Genomic DNA, 14030 nt, shown 5'->3' with positions numbered 1-14030 from the left:
TTTGTTTTATCTACTATTCAACACGATGAACATATTTCAATACGTTTGGTCCAGTTACTCTAATTACTAAACCTTCATAATCAGGATTCCATAATGCTGTACCACCTTTTTCAAAAATAGGTACCATTGCATATTCATCCATTAACATTTTTTCAGCTTGAATCATTAATTGCCAACGTGCATCAACATCAGTTTCATTAGTGATTTGAGCTAAGATTGCATCGTAATCAGCGTTAGAATATTTACCATCATTGTTACTATTTGTAGTATTGTATAATGTTAAATAAGTTGTTGGATCGGCAAAGTCAGGTCCCCAACGAGTTACTGCCATATCAAAGTTTCCATTTGTCATGTCATCTAATCTAGCAGTTTTTGTTTCTACTTTCATTTCAATATTTAATCCATTTAATTTAGATAAAGCACTTTCTAAATATTCTGCAGCAGTATCATTTGGTGCTTCGTTATTACCATATAATAATTCTAATGTAATTTCTGAAACTCCTAATTCTTGTAAAGCTGTATCTAAATATTGTTGTGCCTGAGTTAAATCATAGCTTAAATAACTTCCAGCATCATCACGGAAATCAGTTCCTTGAGAGCTTTCTGATAAACCACTAGGTACAAAACCTTCAGCAGCTACTGATCCATCTTTTAAGACATTATCAGCAAAATCTGCACGATCGATAGCTAAGTTAATAGCACGACGTAAGTTAATATTTTGTAAATATTGATTTTGGAAATTGAACATAATGAAATGCATATAACCTTGTTGATAAGTATAGAATGCATCATTATCAGCATATTGATCTACCATTTCAAAACTGATTGGTACGAAATCATAATCACCGTTTTCAAATCCCATTGTTCCGGTATCAGAAGTAACTGATTGATAAATTTCAATACCATCTAATTGTACAGCATCAGCATTAAAGTATTCTTCATTCTTTTCATAAGAAATACGAGAACCTTGTTGATAATCTGTTACTTTAAATGGTCCACAAGATAATAAGTTATCAGCAGAAGTAGCATAGTTATCTTCACCAACTTTTTCAACGAATGCTTGATTTTGTGGATAGAAAACTGCAAAGTTCATTAATTCCAAGAAATAAGCACAAGGTGTAACTAAATGAACAACTAAAGTTTTGTCATCAGTTGCTTCAACACCTAATTGGTCAGCTTCCATAGTACCTTCCATAATGGCAGTAGCATTTACGATGTTAGCACCATCTGGTCCAAACATTGAAGAATATTCGCCACCATTTCTTAAAAGTCTAGTCCAAGCGTAAACAAAATCATTTGCAGTTACTGGATCACCATTTTCCCAGTTTGCATCATCTCTAATTTTAAATGTCCAAGTAAGACCGTCTTCACTAGTATCAACATCTTCAGCTAAGTTTAAAGCAATTTCACCATCTTCACCACGAGCTGTTAAACCTTCAACGAATTGAGCAATAGCTGTAAATGAAGCCCCATCTGTTGCCACTGTAGAATCTAATGAACTAGCTTCAGTGTCTAAAGCATAATAAAGAACATTATCATCACTTCCTCCACCGCAGCCAGTCAATGAAACCATCATGGCTAAACTAGCAAGAACCGCTAATAGTTTTTTCATGTAAATCCCCCTTCTTTTATTAATTGTATCATCAAATACATGTATACAATTTTTGTTTACAAACCCATAATATCATATTTAAAAATAATAATCAACCAAAAATTATTATCATGATAAAAATAAGCAGATAAAATGTATTAGCACATATTGTGTTTTCAGCTTAATTATCATATGAAAAGATGCTATAATAAAGGAAATGAATAAACAAGGAGGAAACTAAATGCATCCAAAATATCACTTAACCGCACCTAAACATTGGATCAATGATCCAGTCGGTTTTATTTACTATCAGGGAAATTATCATCTATTCTACCAATACTATCCATATGAAAATAGATGGGGAACTATGCATTGGGGCCATAGCATTAGCAAAGATCTTATTCATTGGCAGGATTTAGGAATAGCCTTATATCCAAGCAAATTATATGATCAAAATGGTTGTTTTTCTGGTTCTAGTATCGAAATTGATGATAAAATGTATATCTATTATACTGGAGTAAAATATACCAAAGTTAATCCTGAAAATATTAATGTAACTTTTAGTGGCGATGAATTCATTGCCAGTCAGGCTCTATTAATTAGTGAGGATGGTTTTGCTTTTGACAATCTCAACGCTAAGTCATTAATAATTCCAGAATTTAAAGAAGGACAGATTGGTCATCCAACCCACACTCGTGATCCTAAAGTCTGGAAATATCAAGATAAATATTATTTAGTTGTTGCCAGCAAGTATTTAGATGATGATAACAATTATAATGGACAATTATTATTTTATCGTTCTGACGATGCTAAAAAATGGGAATATGTAAATAATTATCGTGGGATCAAAATTGGTGATATGTGGGAATGCCCTGATGTGTTCGAAGTTGATGGACAATATTTATTGATCATGTCACCAGAAAGAACTAATTCAACTGGCTATCCTTCACATGGACGAATAACCACGATTGATTTTGATCATGATGACTGCTCTTTAAAAATTACTGGTGATTTAAATTATTTAGATTACGGTCTTGATTTATATGCACCACAAACTACTATTGATAAAGATGGCAATCGCATTTATGTTGGTTGGATGCGGATGCCTAAAGCTGATGAAGACGATTGGATTGGATTAATAACTTATCCACGAGTAATTACTTACCATGATAATCATATTTACACTAATATTCATCCTAATGTTGATCAACTATTTAATAAAAAAGTTAACGCTTTTGATTTTAACCAACCATGCAAAATAACAACTAATTTAAATAAAGGTGATTATTTAAATATTGGTGGTTATTCAATCAGTTTTGATGGTACTTTAAAAATTGATCGTCAGCTCGTTTATACTAATAAAGGTGGACAAACCAACCTGGTTTCACCAAAACTTGATCAGTGTCAGTTAAATATTTTTTATGACCAGCATATTATTGAAATTTTCATCAATGATGGTCAATATGTCATTTCTAATATTGTTTATAATATTGGTGATGAAATTACCAGCAATGTAGCTTATCAAATCTATCAAAAATAGTGTCATGTAAAATGACACTATTTTACTATCGACTTGGAATAATGATGGCAGCAACAAAATAAGCTAATATACCACTACCACCAACAGCAACAAATAAAACCCATGCTAAACGAATTAATGTTGGATCAACATCAAAGTATTCTGCCAAACCACCACAAACCCCACAAAGCATCCGATCTTGATTTGATCGATATAAACGTTTCATCTTTATACCTCCATGAAAATTTCAATATTGCCAGCATCACAGCTACCCTTTAATCTACGATTGGCACCACGCTGTAAAGTATATTTATCTTCCATACTGTCACTATTATAGCTACCAATAGTAACATCTCCTAAGTCACTATCAACCTCGTAATCATAATCAGCTTCACTACCAGCCACCGTGGCGGTAATATTTCCTAAATCGCAATTAAAATCACAATTCATACTATCTAAATAATCAATAGTAATATCACCAGCATCAACTTCAATTTTAGCCTGTGTAGCTACTATTTGATTACCATAAAAATCACCTAAATCAACATTTATTTCCAACTCTTGACAGTTAAGCTGATCAATAGTCATTTTTCCAGCATCCACTTCTAGATTTACCTGGTCAAATTGATAATCATTAGGCACATAAATCGTTATTCCAGTATCATTATCGTTATAGTTGAATATACGACCAAACTGACTACCGTCTTTTATAACTAGCGTTTCATGTTCTTTTTCAATCTTGATCTTTCTACTAACATTTCTACCTTCAACTTTTATTGATGAACCACCATAACTTTTAATATTTGCAGTTCCTATCTCACAATTAATTTCTAGATTACTCACATCTCTAAATTCTTGAACAACATTCTTAGTTTGATAAAATGGTAAATTAATATTATAATCGCCATTGTGATATAACGTTTCTAATTCACTAAAACCACCTAACATTGCCCCTGAAACAAGAAAAATTAGCGCAATTATTGATATAACTAAAATCGCATATCCTATTTTTCGCATTCTGTTTTTCCTCCTCGATCTAATAGTCGTAAAATATAATTAATAATATCTCTGATTAATCTGACGACAAATCTAATGAGTGATGGAAACAATTTAATAATTAAAACATCAAGCATAAAAAACAATAAAGCTAAAGCTATCAAACCTATACCGGCAGCAATCGTAATTAAACCAGCGCCCGTGAAACCACCAATTACTAATATTCCTTTAATTATACAGGCTACAGCTCCAATTAAACAGGCAAATCCACCAATAAAAATTCCGATTCCAAAAAAGATAACAGCAATGAAGATTCCCACTAATACTGGAATAATTCCAGTTCCTATCCCTGCAAACAAACAAATAGCAGCAATAACGATAAAGATCAATAAAATACGATTTCGATCAGGATTACCTTTAAAATGACTATTTTTATCTTGCTTTCTTTCATCTATAATTTCAGCTTCAATTATAGTATCATTTTGTTTATAACGAGAATTTTTCATTCCAGTTTCACTATATTCAATATTTTGATCAAAACTTTCATCCAATCCAGCTTTAATTATCGCAGCCACCTGTTCAGGTGAACCTAATTCACTAATAACTTGTTGCTCATTATCTTTTCCAGCATCATCAAAATAGGCTTCATAATATTCTAACGCTGACTTTCTTTCTTCTTCATCAATATCTTGAAGCAAAAATGCTAATCTATCTAAAAACTCTTTACGATTCATCATTATTTCCCCCAATAATCATATTTATCTTTCTGGTATATTCATACCATTCTTTGATATATAACTGTAACTGTGCCTTTCCCTTGGGTGTTATCTGATAATAGCGCCGATTACGTCCACCATATTCTTGATCATATGTTTTTAAACAATCATCTTTCAACAATCGTCGCAAAACCGGATACAATGTGGATTCCGATACATCCAATGCCGTTCTAACATCCTGAGTTATTTTATAACCATAAGTCCCTTTAGCTTCTTTAGAAACAACCGATAATACAATCGTATCTAACAACGCTGCTCCGGTATTAAAAATCATCTGACAATCCCCTTTCCTACTTTATTTTCAATAATATTATATGTTGTATAATATTATCTGTCAATTAATATTGTTTTACTAAATATATTTGCATCATAAAACTTAATATCAATACCTTTTAATTTTATGATATTTCGATAATTATTACATATTTCTATACAATAATGCGACTGAAGGAGGTACAATGAAGAAGGCAAAATTAAAAATAATTATCCCAGTACTAATTGTAGTCTTAGCTTTAATACTAGTTCTTTTCATCACCAGAGATAATGTTACGACCTATAACTCTAGTGAAGATGATAACAGTATCACATATACTAAACTGACTGAGATTACAGATGATGTCAATACTATCTATGACTTACAATACAGGGAAAGATAAAATCACAAATCAATCATTTAATCAAAAAGCACAACTATACTTTTGATAATCCGCTATTGATCGTAAACCCTTTCGGAACTAATACTACAGGAATTTACATGTATTTTACTACTGATATTGCTTGTAAAGCTGATTATAGCATTGAAACAAGTGGCTATAACAGTTTCAGTGAATCATTAAATAACGATGAACAAGACGGCTATACTACTGTTCACGAATATTTACTAGTTGGCAGTGTTCCTGGTACTACTAATATTATTACGGTTAATTTGTATGATGAAACTGATAATTTAGTTGATAGTCTATGCTGGAGCTATGATGCCACTAACCTTGCAGGGAGTGAAGATAACATTCAACTTGAAGTTACTAACGGGGAAAGTAACGAACCCTTAAGCGATGGTTTTTATACAATGTTAGGAAATCGAACAGCAGAGGATAATGAAGAAATTGATTTTATTTTAATATATGATAATGATGGTACTATACGCAGTGAAATTCCGATTATCAGCTATCGCAGCTGTCGGATCTTATTTGAAGATGATATTATGTACTTCAGTACTAGTGCCAGTTTAATTGCAGCAATGGATCGTACTGGTCAAATTACCAATCTATATAATACCGGTGATTACAAACTGCATCATGATTATATTTTTGGGGCTCAAAACGACTTTTTAGTTCTAACAAGTCAAAAAAATAGTGATACCCAGGAAGATTTGATTATCAGCATTGATGCAACAACTGGTGATATCAACAAGCTGATTGATTTAAAAGATTTATTTAGCAACTATTATAAAAATTTAACTAATGACGGTGATGAAGCCTTAGACTGGATGCATATTAACTCGATTGATTTAATCGATGATAACAGCATTATCATCAGTTCTCGTGAGACATCAACTATCATTAAAATATCTAATTTATATCAAGAACCAACAATAGATTACTTGATTGATTCTAAACAATTCTGGCAGGAAAGCGGTTATGATGATCTTGTTTTAGATGCCAGTGGTAATTTCTCTTTAAATGCTGGTCAACATTGTGTAGTTTATCAAGCAGATGATTCTTTGCCAGCTGGACAGTACTATTTATACTTCTATAACAATAATAATACTTACTGCAGTAGTCGCGATTATGATTATTCATTGGATGATAGCTATTATGGTACCGGAATAGGAACTAATGGTGAATATTCATATTATGAAAAATATTTAGTCGATGAAAACAACCGGACTTTTAGTTTAGTTAAACAGATCCCAGTTACATATTCTGGCTATGTTAGTTCTGTTCAAGAATTAGATAATAATACACTTGTTGATAGCGGCAGTGCTTTTGAAGCATTTGAATTTGATAATAACGATCAGTTGATCCAATCACTTAAAGGCAATGGAGCAACCTGGTGGTATCGAGTTTTTAAGTATGATTATAAAAATTACTGGTTTAATTAAAAATGGTAATATCAAATCGATATTACCACTTTTATTTTTCTAATGCTAATTTAGCTAAAGCTAAAGCACCACATACTCCAGCATTATCACCTAATCCTGGTGAAACGATATATTCAGCAATTTTATCAGTTAAAATCTCATCTTTTTGCACATATCCATTTAAAAATTCTCTAACATATTTGAAAATCATTGGAAATAACTGTTTTTGTTTAGCTACCCCACCACCAATAATGATCTTTTTAGGTGATAAGATCAAAATATAATTAGCTAATGCTTGTCCAATATAATAAGCTTCTAAATCCCAAGCTGGATGATCAGCAGGTAATTCTTGACCTTTTTTACCCCAACGAGCTTCGATTGCTGGACCAGCAGCTAATCCTTCAAAGCAAGTACCATGATAAGGACACTTACCAGCATAGCTGTCATCTTCACGGACGATCATTTTAATATGTCCCATTTCAGGATGTAATAATCCATGAACTAAATTTCCTTCTACAATAGCACCACAACCAATACCAGTACCAATTGTCATATATAAAGCACTATCCAATCCTTTAGCTGCTCCAAAATAAGCTTCTCCTAAGCAGGCACCATTAACATCAGTATCAAATCCCATTGGAATATTGTAACGTTTTTTTAACTCACCTATGATATTATAATTTTGCCATCCTGGTTTTGGTGTTGTAGTAATATAACCATAAGTTGGACTTTTAACATCAGGATCAATTGGACCAAAACTTCCTACTCCTAATGCTTCAATATCTTTCCCATCAAAAAACTTAAATACATTGGCCATTGTTTTTTCTGGAGTTTCTGTTGGAAATGTCGCTCTTTCAATCACATTTCCCGATTCATCACCGATACAAACAACAAACTTTGTTCCTCCAGCTTCAATCGCACCTAATTTCATTACTATACCTCCTCGTTCATATATCCTATTATAACTTAATTTTCCAAATAATTGAACATAAAAAGGATAAACCTTTAAGTTTATCCCGTCGATTAATATTTCTTTTTTGGATATTGATCAGTATGTAATAATTTCTTGGCATTAGCAACTCTTTCTTCGCTAGGTGGATTAACTCCTTCTAATGGATAAGGAATCTTTAATTCTTCCCATTTAAAAGTACCTAATGTATGGTAAGGTAAAACTTCCACTTTTTGAACATTATTTAAAGTACTAATAAATTGATCTAATTGTTTTAAATATTCATCATTATCGGTAATTCCAGGAACTAAGACATGTCTGATCCAAACTGGTTTTTCAATATCTGATAAATAACGAGCCATATCTAAGATATTAGTATTAGTTTTACCAGTTAAATTAATATGTTCTTGTTCATTGATATGTTTGATATCAACTAACAATAAATCAGTATATTTCATTAATTCATTAAATTTAGAAAAGAATGGTTCTTCCCGAGTAAAATTACCCCCGCTAGTATCAATACAAGTAGTAACTCCCTCAGCTTTAGCCATTTTAAATAATTCGATCAAGAAATCAATTTGTAATAATGGTTCACCGCCACTGACAGTAATACCACCATCTTCACCCCAATAGCTCTTATATTTCATAGCTTTATCTAAAGCTTCTTGAGGGGTCATTTCCATCGTTGGTTTAGCATTAGCCCAAGTATCTGGATTATGGCAATATTTACAGCGTAAAGGACAACCAGATAAAAAGAGAATATAACGAATTCCTGGGCCATCGACAGAACCAAAGCTTTCAATTGAATGCACTTTTGCTTTAATTGTAGTATCCATTGTTTTCTCCATTTTCCTATTTCTAGATTTATCAAAACAGCCTCTTTAAACTAAGAGGCTGTTGACATTAAATTTTTGTAATAAATTACATTGATTTATGGCAAGTTCTTGAAATAACGTCTAATTGTTGTTCACGAGTTAAGTCAATGAATTTAACTGCATATCCAGATACACGAATTGTGAAGTTTGCATATTCTTCTTTTTCTGGATGTTCCATAGCATCAATTAATTTTTCAGTTCCAAATACGTTAACATTTAAGTGATGAGCACCTTGATCAAAGTATCCATCTAATACTCTAGCTAATGTATTTTTACGTTCTTCTAAATCATGTCCTAATGTATCAGGGCTGATTGTTTGAGTATTAGAAATACCATCTAATGCCCATTCATATGGTAATTTAGCTACAGAGTTTAATGAAGCTAATAAACCAGATTTTTCAGCACCGTATGATGGGTTTGCACCTGGAGATAATGGTTCACCAGCTTTACGTCCATCAGGTAATGAACCAGTTGCTTTACCATAAACTACGTTAGAAGTAATAGTTAAGATAGAAGTAGTTGGTTCAGAATCACGATAAGTGTGATGTTTTTTGATCTTTCCTAAGAAAGTTTGTAATAACCAAACTGCGATATCATCAGCACGGTCATCATCGTTACCATAACGAGGGAAATCTCCTTCAGTTTCATAGTCAACAACGATACCATCTTCATCACGGATTGTTTTAACTTTTGCATATTTGATAGCACTTAAAGAGTCTACTACATGAGAGAATCCAGCGATACCAGTTGCAAATGTACGTTTAACATCAGTATCAATTAAAGCCATTTGAGCAGCTTCATAGTAATATTTATCATGCATGTATTGGATTAAGTTTAGTGTATTTACATAAATATCAGCTAACCAGTCCATACATTGATCATAAGCTCTCATAACTTCATCATAGTCTAAGTATTCAGAAGTAATTGGACGATATTCAGGAGCTACTTGAGTCTTAGTTTTTTCATCGACACCACCGTTGATAGCGTATAATAAACATTTAGCTAAGTTAGCACGGGCACCGAAGAATTGCATTTCTTTACCAGTTTGAGTTGCAGAAACGCAGCAGCAAATTGAATAGTCATCTCCCCATACTGGACGCATTACGCAGTCATTTTCGTATTGGATTGAGCTTGTTTGAATAGAAATTTTAGCAGCATATTTCTTAAAGTTTTCAGGTAATCTAGAAGAATATAATACTGTTAAGTTTGGTTCTGGTGAAGGTCCCATGTTTTCTAATGTGTGTAAGAAACGGAAATCGTTTTTAGTTGTCATTGGACGACCGTCACAACCAATACCAGCAACTTCTAGTGTAGCCCATACTGGGTCACCTGAGAATAATTGGTTATATGAAGGAATACGAGCGAATTTAACCATTCTACATTTCATAACGAAATGGTCGATTAATTCTTGAGCTTCTTCTTCAGTAATTGTTCCAGCAGCTAAGTCTCTTTCAATATAGATATCTAAGAAAGTAGAAATACGTCCTACTGACATTGCAGCACCATTTTGAGTTTTGATAGCTGCTAAATATCCAAAGTATAACCATTGAACTGCTTCTGGAGCATTTTTAGCTGGTTCAGAAATATCATATCCATAAATTTCTGCCATCTTTTTCATACCTTGTAAAGCTTTGATTTGTTCAGCAATTTCTTCACGACGACGAATAATATCATCAGTCATTGAACCACTACCACAAACTGCCAAATCTTGTTGTTTAAAGTTGATTAATTCATCGATACCATATAAAGCAACACGACGATAATCCCCAACAATACGTCCACGTCCATAAGTATCTGGTAAACCAGTAATGATCTTATTACGACGAGCTAATCTAATTTCAGGTGTATAAACATCGAAAACACCTTGGTTATGTGTTTTATGATATACTGTAAAGATTTTGTGTAATTCTGGATCAGGTGTATATCCATAAGTTTCACAAGCTTGTTCAGCCATTCTGATACCACCATAAGGCATAAATGCTCTTTTTAAAGGTTTATCAGTTTGAAGACCTACAACTTTTTCAAGATCTTTAAGATCTTCATCAATATATCCAGGCCCATAAGCAGTTAATCCAGAAACTACATGAGTTTCCATATCTAATACTCCGTTATTAGCACGTTCTTCTTTTTGAAGTTCCTGAAGTTTACCCCATAACTTATCTGTTGCTTCAGTAGGTCCGGCCAAGAATGATTCATCACCATAATATGGTTTGTAGTTTTGTTGGATGAAGTCACGAACGTTTACTTCTTCTTTCCAAAGTCTACCTTTAAAGCCATTCCATTGTTCTTTCTTTAACATATAAATTTTTTCCTCCTTAAATTTTTTCCAGCAAATCTTACTTGAGTTTATAATAATCTGATTTAAGCAAGGGATATTGGCAGATTACTCATTTAACTCTAAGTAAACATTTACAAATAAGAATAACACACACTATATTTTGGAAAATCACTTGTTTTCCCTTTGTTATCCACGATTGCATTATATTATAAAATGATTTTATATTCCAGTGATTTGCACCAAAAAAACAAATTATTTTTAACAATTCTTTTTCTTTGATTTTTGCTGATAAAAACGTTTTTCTTGTAAGCGCTTCCATTTAAAATAATATAATACTATGTATTATTGATTACAAATAACCATAGACTAATAACAGATAGTTACAAACACTATTAGATGTAAAAAAATAAATGATTTAATAGTAGATTTTTTCTTCAATTTATTATATAGTATAATCTATGTTGTAGGAGGTTTCACAATGGATTTACAAGTCAATAATGACGAAGCTTTTGATCAAACAAAAGCGCTTATTACAAGTATCATAAAAAATACAATCAACGATTATGATTTAACACTTAGTGAAAATTCAATCAATAATCTAGCAGTTCACTTAGCTATTGCAATTTTAAGAATTAAATCTAATAACTATATTCCTTTAAGTAATAGTCAAATTTCTTCATATAAACAAGAATATAGTTATCCATATGCTAAAATGCTTTGTGATCGCTTAGCAACTGAATTTAATATTGAATTTCCTGAAGCCGAAATATCATTAGTTTCAATGTATTTATCAAAAAATCAAAAATTAGATTTAGAAATTAATTCAGGATTAGACTTACTCGATGAGCATGTTTATCAAATTTTAAGACAATCAATGGATGTAATTAATGAAAAATTCCAACATGATTATCGTAATGATGATCGTTTGATCATTGCTATCGGTCTACACTTAGAACCGGCTTTAGAACGCTTAAGTAAAAATGAACAAGTTGAAAATCCGTTAAAAGATAAAATAATTGAACGTCATCCAACTGAATTTAAATATAGCCAGGTTTTAAATGAAATTATCAAGCAACAATTAAATCTTTCATTTAACGATGATGAACTAGCTTTTATTGCATTGCATTTTGTTGTTGCTAATAATCGTCTTGACTAAAACTAATATAATAAAATATGAATAAATTTATGGATAAAACGAAGAGGCAACTCTTCGTTTTTCCGTTCAATCATTAATTTCAACCACTTAATCAATAAATAAACTAACTTTATCTTTTTTTTGCTACATTATTACTGGAGGAAGTGTGAAAAATAATTTGACCCAATCGTGAGTAAAAACACAAAAAAAGACGAACTTAAAAACAAGTTCGGTTTCATTTAGAAAAAACAGAATATTATTTAGGAATTTCTTGAATAGATGATACATCAAATCCCTGTGATTTTAGAAAGTCCAGTGCTGTCTCAACTGTATAATTATTCTTTTCTCTTTGTGGCTTTGGATCCTTAAATGATTCGTAGTCTGAAGGATTGAACTTTTCTCCAGTAAGAATCATGTGATAAATACTGACAAGCATCATTCTTGCGATAGCTATGATTGCTTTCTTGTGTCCTCTTCTTTTCTTGATCCTTGTATACTTTTGACCAAAATAACTGTTTTTCTTTCTGATGGCTGCCAATGCACATTGTACTAATACCGGTTTAAGATACTGCCCGGCTTTGCTGATACGAACTGATCTTTTCTTTCCTGCACTTTCATTATTGGCAGGAGAGACTCCAGCCCAGCAGCATAGCTGTTTATCTGTTTCAAATTGTGTCATATCAACACCGATTTCAGAAATGATAAGAATAGCAGACATAAGCTGTATTCCATCAATTTCCGTAATATGGATGAAATCATCAAAGTATCTGGAAGCACGTTTGATGATTTCTATTTCAACAGCTTCAATATGTTTATCAAGTTCATTCATATGTGATTGAATTTCTGTCATCTTAAATCTTTGATCGGGCTCAATCTTGGAATTTTTAAGAGATTCAATTATTTTGTCTTTGTTTCTGCAGCTGCCATGTATAAGTTTTGTGATTTTAGCTTCATCAATAGCTTCAGTAGATAGAACTTCATTCATTATGGCTTTAGCTGTTTTTCCAAAAGGATCAGAAACAACAGAAGCAAGAGCGATATTGGAAACGGTCATAGAATTCTGATAACGATTCCGTTCAGAAGTACGCATACAGATGAGCTTGAAGCGGTAACGAGAGAGATTTCTTAATTCACGAATATCCTTAGATGGGATAAAAGATGATTTGAGAAGATCATGTTTGAAAAGATCACAAATCCATTTGGAATCTTTCTTGTCTGTTTTTTTGCCTTTGATAGCTTTGACATATTTAGGATGAACAAGGACAATATTCATTTTAGATTCAGTCTCAAGAATATTGAAGACAGGGATCCAATATTTACCGGTAGATTCCATGCAGACATCAAAGCATTTGTGCTCAATAAGCCAGTTTTTAAGGTTATAGAGATCATAGTTAAGAGAAGAGAAAACTTTTTGAATATATTCAGTGACACGAGTTTTCTTGTCAGTGATACCAATGGTGGCAACAATAAGGTTCTTGTGAACATCAAGACCAGCACAATTAAAACGGTGGATTTTAAGCATAAAAAAACTCCTTTCAAAAAAGGAGAAGTGGCATTGACTGTCAGTCTGCGAAATATCACTATAGTTGATTAAAACAATCTTAAGTGTCCAGGCTCTAAGTCCTACTTGTTTGTGCTTGAAAGACTGACGGCGACTTATAAATATTCAGGATATTCTATATCGAGTAGAATTGCCTACTCTCCTCCACGTGCTCTGTAGTATACCACCTCTCTTATAGGATACTACAAAAACGATTGGAGAGAAATTATTTTTAATAAAATGTTTGTGTCCGACCGACGAAGACGGACGGAAATGGAGGTAAATATGAAA

The 14030-nt window shown here is 32.3% G+C and carries 13 protein-coding genes; 4 read left to right on the top strand and 9 right to left on the bottom strand.

The window, feature by feature from the left end:
- Positions 1 to 13 precede the first annotated feature (13 nt).
- Complete coding sequence (locus Q0K54_RS01595) at positions 14 to 1612, bottom strand: peptide ABC transporter substrate-binding protein (protein ID WP_294578092.1); 1599 nt, start codon at positions 1610 to 1612, stop codon at positions 14 to 16.
- Positions 1613 to 1832: 220 nt separating this feature from the next.
- Here Q0K54_RS01595 and Q0K54_RS01590 point away from each other — a divergent pair, with 220 nt between their 5' ends.
- Positions 1833 to 3131, top strand: coding sequence for a glycoside hydrolase family 32 protein (locus Q0K54_RS01590; protein WP_294578091.1), 1299 nt, complete (start codon positions 1833 to 1835; stop codon positions 3129 to 3131).
- Between the two features lie 25 nt (positions 3132 to 3156).
- On the opposite strand, the gene Q0K54_RS01585 is transcribed toward Q0K54_RS01590, so the two are convergent.
- Genes Q0K54_RS01585 through Q0K54_RS01570 form a run of 4 tightly spaced genes read right to left on the bottom strand, consistent with a single transcriptional unit; the run spans position 3157 to position 5156 of the window.
- On the bottom strand, positions 3157 to 3336 hold the full coding sequence (locus Q0K54_RS01585; RefSeq protein ID WP_294578090.1) for a PspC domain-containing protein: 180 nt from the start codon (positions 3334 to 3336) through the stop codon (positions 3157 to 3159).
- Between the two features lie 2 nt (positions 3337 to 3338).
- Complete coding sequence (locus tag Q0K54_RS01580; RefSeq protein WP_294578089.1) at positions 3339 to 4127, bottom strand: DUF4097 family beta strand repeat-containing protein; 789 nt, start codon at positions 4125 to 4127, stop codon at positions 3339 to 3341.
- The gene (locus tag Q0K54_RS01575) at positions 4115 to 4843 is read right to left on the bottom strand and encodes a DUF1700 domain-containing protein (protein ID WP_294578088.1); all 729 of its coding nucleotides are present in this window, start codon (positions 4841 to 4843) and stop codon (positions 4115 to 4117) included. Before Q0K54_RS01575 ends, Q0K54_RS01580 begins: the two co-directional genes overlap by 13 nt.
- Positions 4830 to 5156, bottom strand: coding sequence for a PadR family transcriptional regulator (locus tag Q0K54_RS01570; protein WP_294578087.1), 327 nt, complete (start codon positions 5154 to 5156; stop codon positions 4830 to 4832). The genes Q0K54_RS01575 and Q0K54_RS01570 overlap by 14 nt, the downstream gene beginning before the upstream one ends.
- Positions 5157 to 5340: 184 nt before the next feature.
- On the opposite strand from Q0K54_RS01570, the gene Q0K54_RS01565 reads away from it, so the two are divergent.
- Together Q0K54_RS01565 and Q0K54_RS01560 are read left to right on the top strand one after the other, a co-directional pair.
- Positions 5341 to 5538 (top strand): hypothetical protein, encoded by a 198-nt coding sequence (locus Q0K54_RS01565; RefSeq protein WP_294578086.1) that lies wholly within the window; start codon positions 5341 to 5343, stop codon positions 5536 to 5538.
- Positions 5539 to 5636: 98 nt separating this feature from the next.
- Complete coding sequence (locus Q0K54_RS01560) at positions 5637 to 6983, top strand: aryl-sulfate sulfotransferase (protein WP_294578085.1); 1347 nt, start codon at positions 5637 to 5639, stop codon at positions 6981 to 6983.
- 31 nt (positions 6984 to 7014) lie between these two features.
- On the opposite strand, the gene Q0K54_RS01555 is transcribed toward Q0K54_RS01560, so the two are convergent.
- The 3 genes from Q0K54_RS01555 to pflB all read right to left on the bottom strand — a co-directional run bounded on the left by Q0K54_RS01555 (position 7015) and on the right by pflB (position 11085).
- Positions 7015 to 7893 (bottom strand): ROK family protein, encoded by an 879-nt coding sequence (locus Q0K54_RS01555; protein ID WP_294578084.1) that lies wholly within the window; start codon positions 7891 to 7893, stop codon positions 7015 to 7017.
- Positions 7894 to 7985: 92 nt separating this feature from the next.
- Positions 7986 to 8747 (bottom strand): pyruvate formate-lyase-activating protein, encoded by a 762-nt coding sequence (gene pflA / locus Q0K54_RS01550; RefSeq protein WP_294578083.1) that lies wholly within the window; start codon positions 8745 to 8747, stop codon positions 7986 to 7988.
- An 85-nt stretch (positions 8748 to 8832) separates the two neighbouring features.
- On the bottom strand, positions 8833 to 11085 hold the full coding sequence (gene pflB / locus Q0K54_RS01545) for a formate C-acetyltransferase (RefSeq protein WP_294578082.1): 2253 nt from the start codon (positions 11083 to 11085) through the stop codon (positions 8833 to 8835).
- 457 nt (positions 11086 to 11542) lie between these two features.
- On the opposite strand from pflB, the gene Q0K54_RS01540 reads away from it, so the two are divergent.
- Positions 11543 to 12220, top strand: coding sequence for a PRD domain-containing protein (locus Q0K54_RS01540; protein WP_294578081.1), 678 nt, complete (start codon positions 11543 to 11545; stop codon positions 12218 to 12220).
- A 235-nt stretch (positions 12221 to 12455) separates the two neighbouring features.
- Here the strand turns inward: Q0K54_RS01540 and Q0K54_RS01535 are convergent, their stop codons facing one another.
- Complete coding sequence (locus Q0K54_RS01535; protein WP_294578080.1) at positions 12456 to 13721, bottom strand: IS110 family transposase; 1266 nt, start codon at positions 13719 to 13721, stop codon at positions 12456 to 12458.
- Between the last annotated feature and the right edge of the window lie 309 nt (positions 13722 to 14030).

Source organism: uncultured Thomasclavelia sp. (assembly GCF_944324745.1).
Classification (GTDB): domain Bacteria; phylum Bacillota_I; class Bacilli_A; order Erysipelotrichales; family Coprobacillaceae; genus Thomasclavelia.
The sequence above is the reverse complement of the archived record's forward strand: the minus strand, read 5'-3'. Positions and strand labels throughout refer to the sequence as shown.

Coding starts and splice junctions, on each gene's coding strand:
- pflA (WP_294578083.1), bottom strand. CDS start 8,747: ATGGATACTACAATTAAAGCAAAAGTGCATTCAATTGAAAGCTTTGGT.
- Q0K54_RS01585 (WP_294578090.1), bottom strand. CDS start 3,336: ATGAAACGTTTATATCGATCAAATCAAGATCGGATGCTTTGTGGGGTT.
- Q0K54_RS01595 (WP_294578092.1), bottom strand. CDS start 1,612: ATGAAAAAACTATTAGCGGTTCTTGCTAGTTTAGCCATGATGGTTTCA.
- Q0K54_RS01575 (WP_294578088.1), bottom strand. CDS start 4,843: ATGATGAATCGTAAAGAGTTTTTAGATAGATTAGCATTTTTGCTTCAA.
- Q0K54_RS01570 (WP_294578087.1), bottom strand. CDS start 5,156: ATGATTTTTAATACCGGAGCAGCGTTGTTAGATACGATTGTATTATCG.
- Q0K54_RS01590 (WP_294578091.1), top strand. CDS start 1,833: ATGCATCCAAAATATCACTTAACCGCACCTAAACATTGGATCAATGAT.
- Q0K54_RS01580 (WP_294578089.1), bottom strand. CDS start 4,127: ATGCGAAAAATAGGATATGCGATTTTAGTTATATCAATAATTGCGCTA.
- Q0K54_RS01540 (WP_294578081.1), top strand. CDS start 11,543: ATGGATTTACAAGTCAATAATGACGAAGCTTTTGATCAAACAAAAGCG.
- Q0K54_RS01535 (WP_294578080.1), bottom strand. CDS start 13,721: ATGCTTAAAATCCACCGTTTTAATTGTGCTGGTCTTGATGTTCACAAG.
- Q0K54_RS01565 (WP_294578086.1), top strand. CDS start 5,341: ATGAAGAAGGCAAAATTAAAAATAATTATCCCAGTACTAATTGTAGTC.
- Q0K54_RS01560 (WP_294578085.1), top strand. CDS start 5,637: ATGTATTTTACTACTGATATTGCTTGTAAAGCTGATTATAGCATTGAA.
- Q0K54_RS01555 (WP_294578084.1), bottom strand. CDS start 7,893: ATGAAATTAGGTGCGATTGAAGCTGGAGGAACAAAGTTTGTTGTTTGT.
- pflB (WP_294578082.1), bottom strand. CDS start 11,085: ATGTTAAAGAAAGAACAATGGAATGGCTTTAAAGGTAGACTTTGGAAA.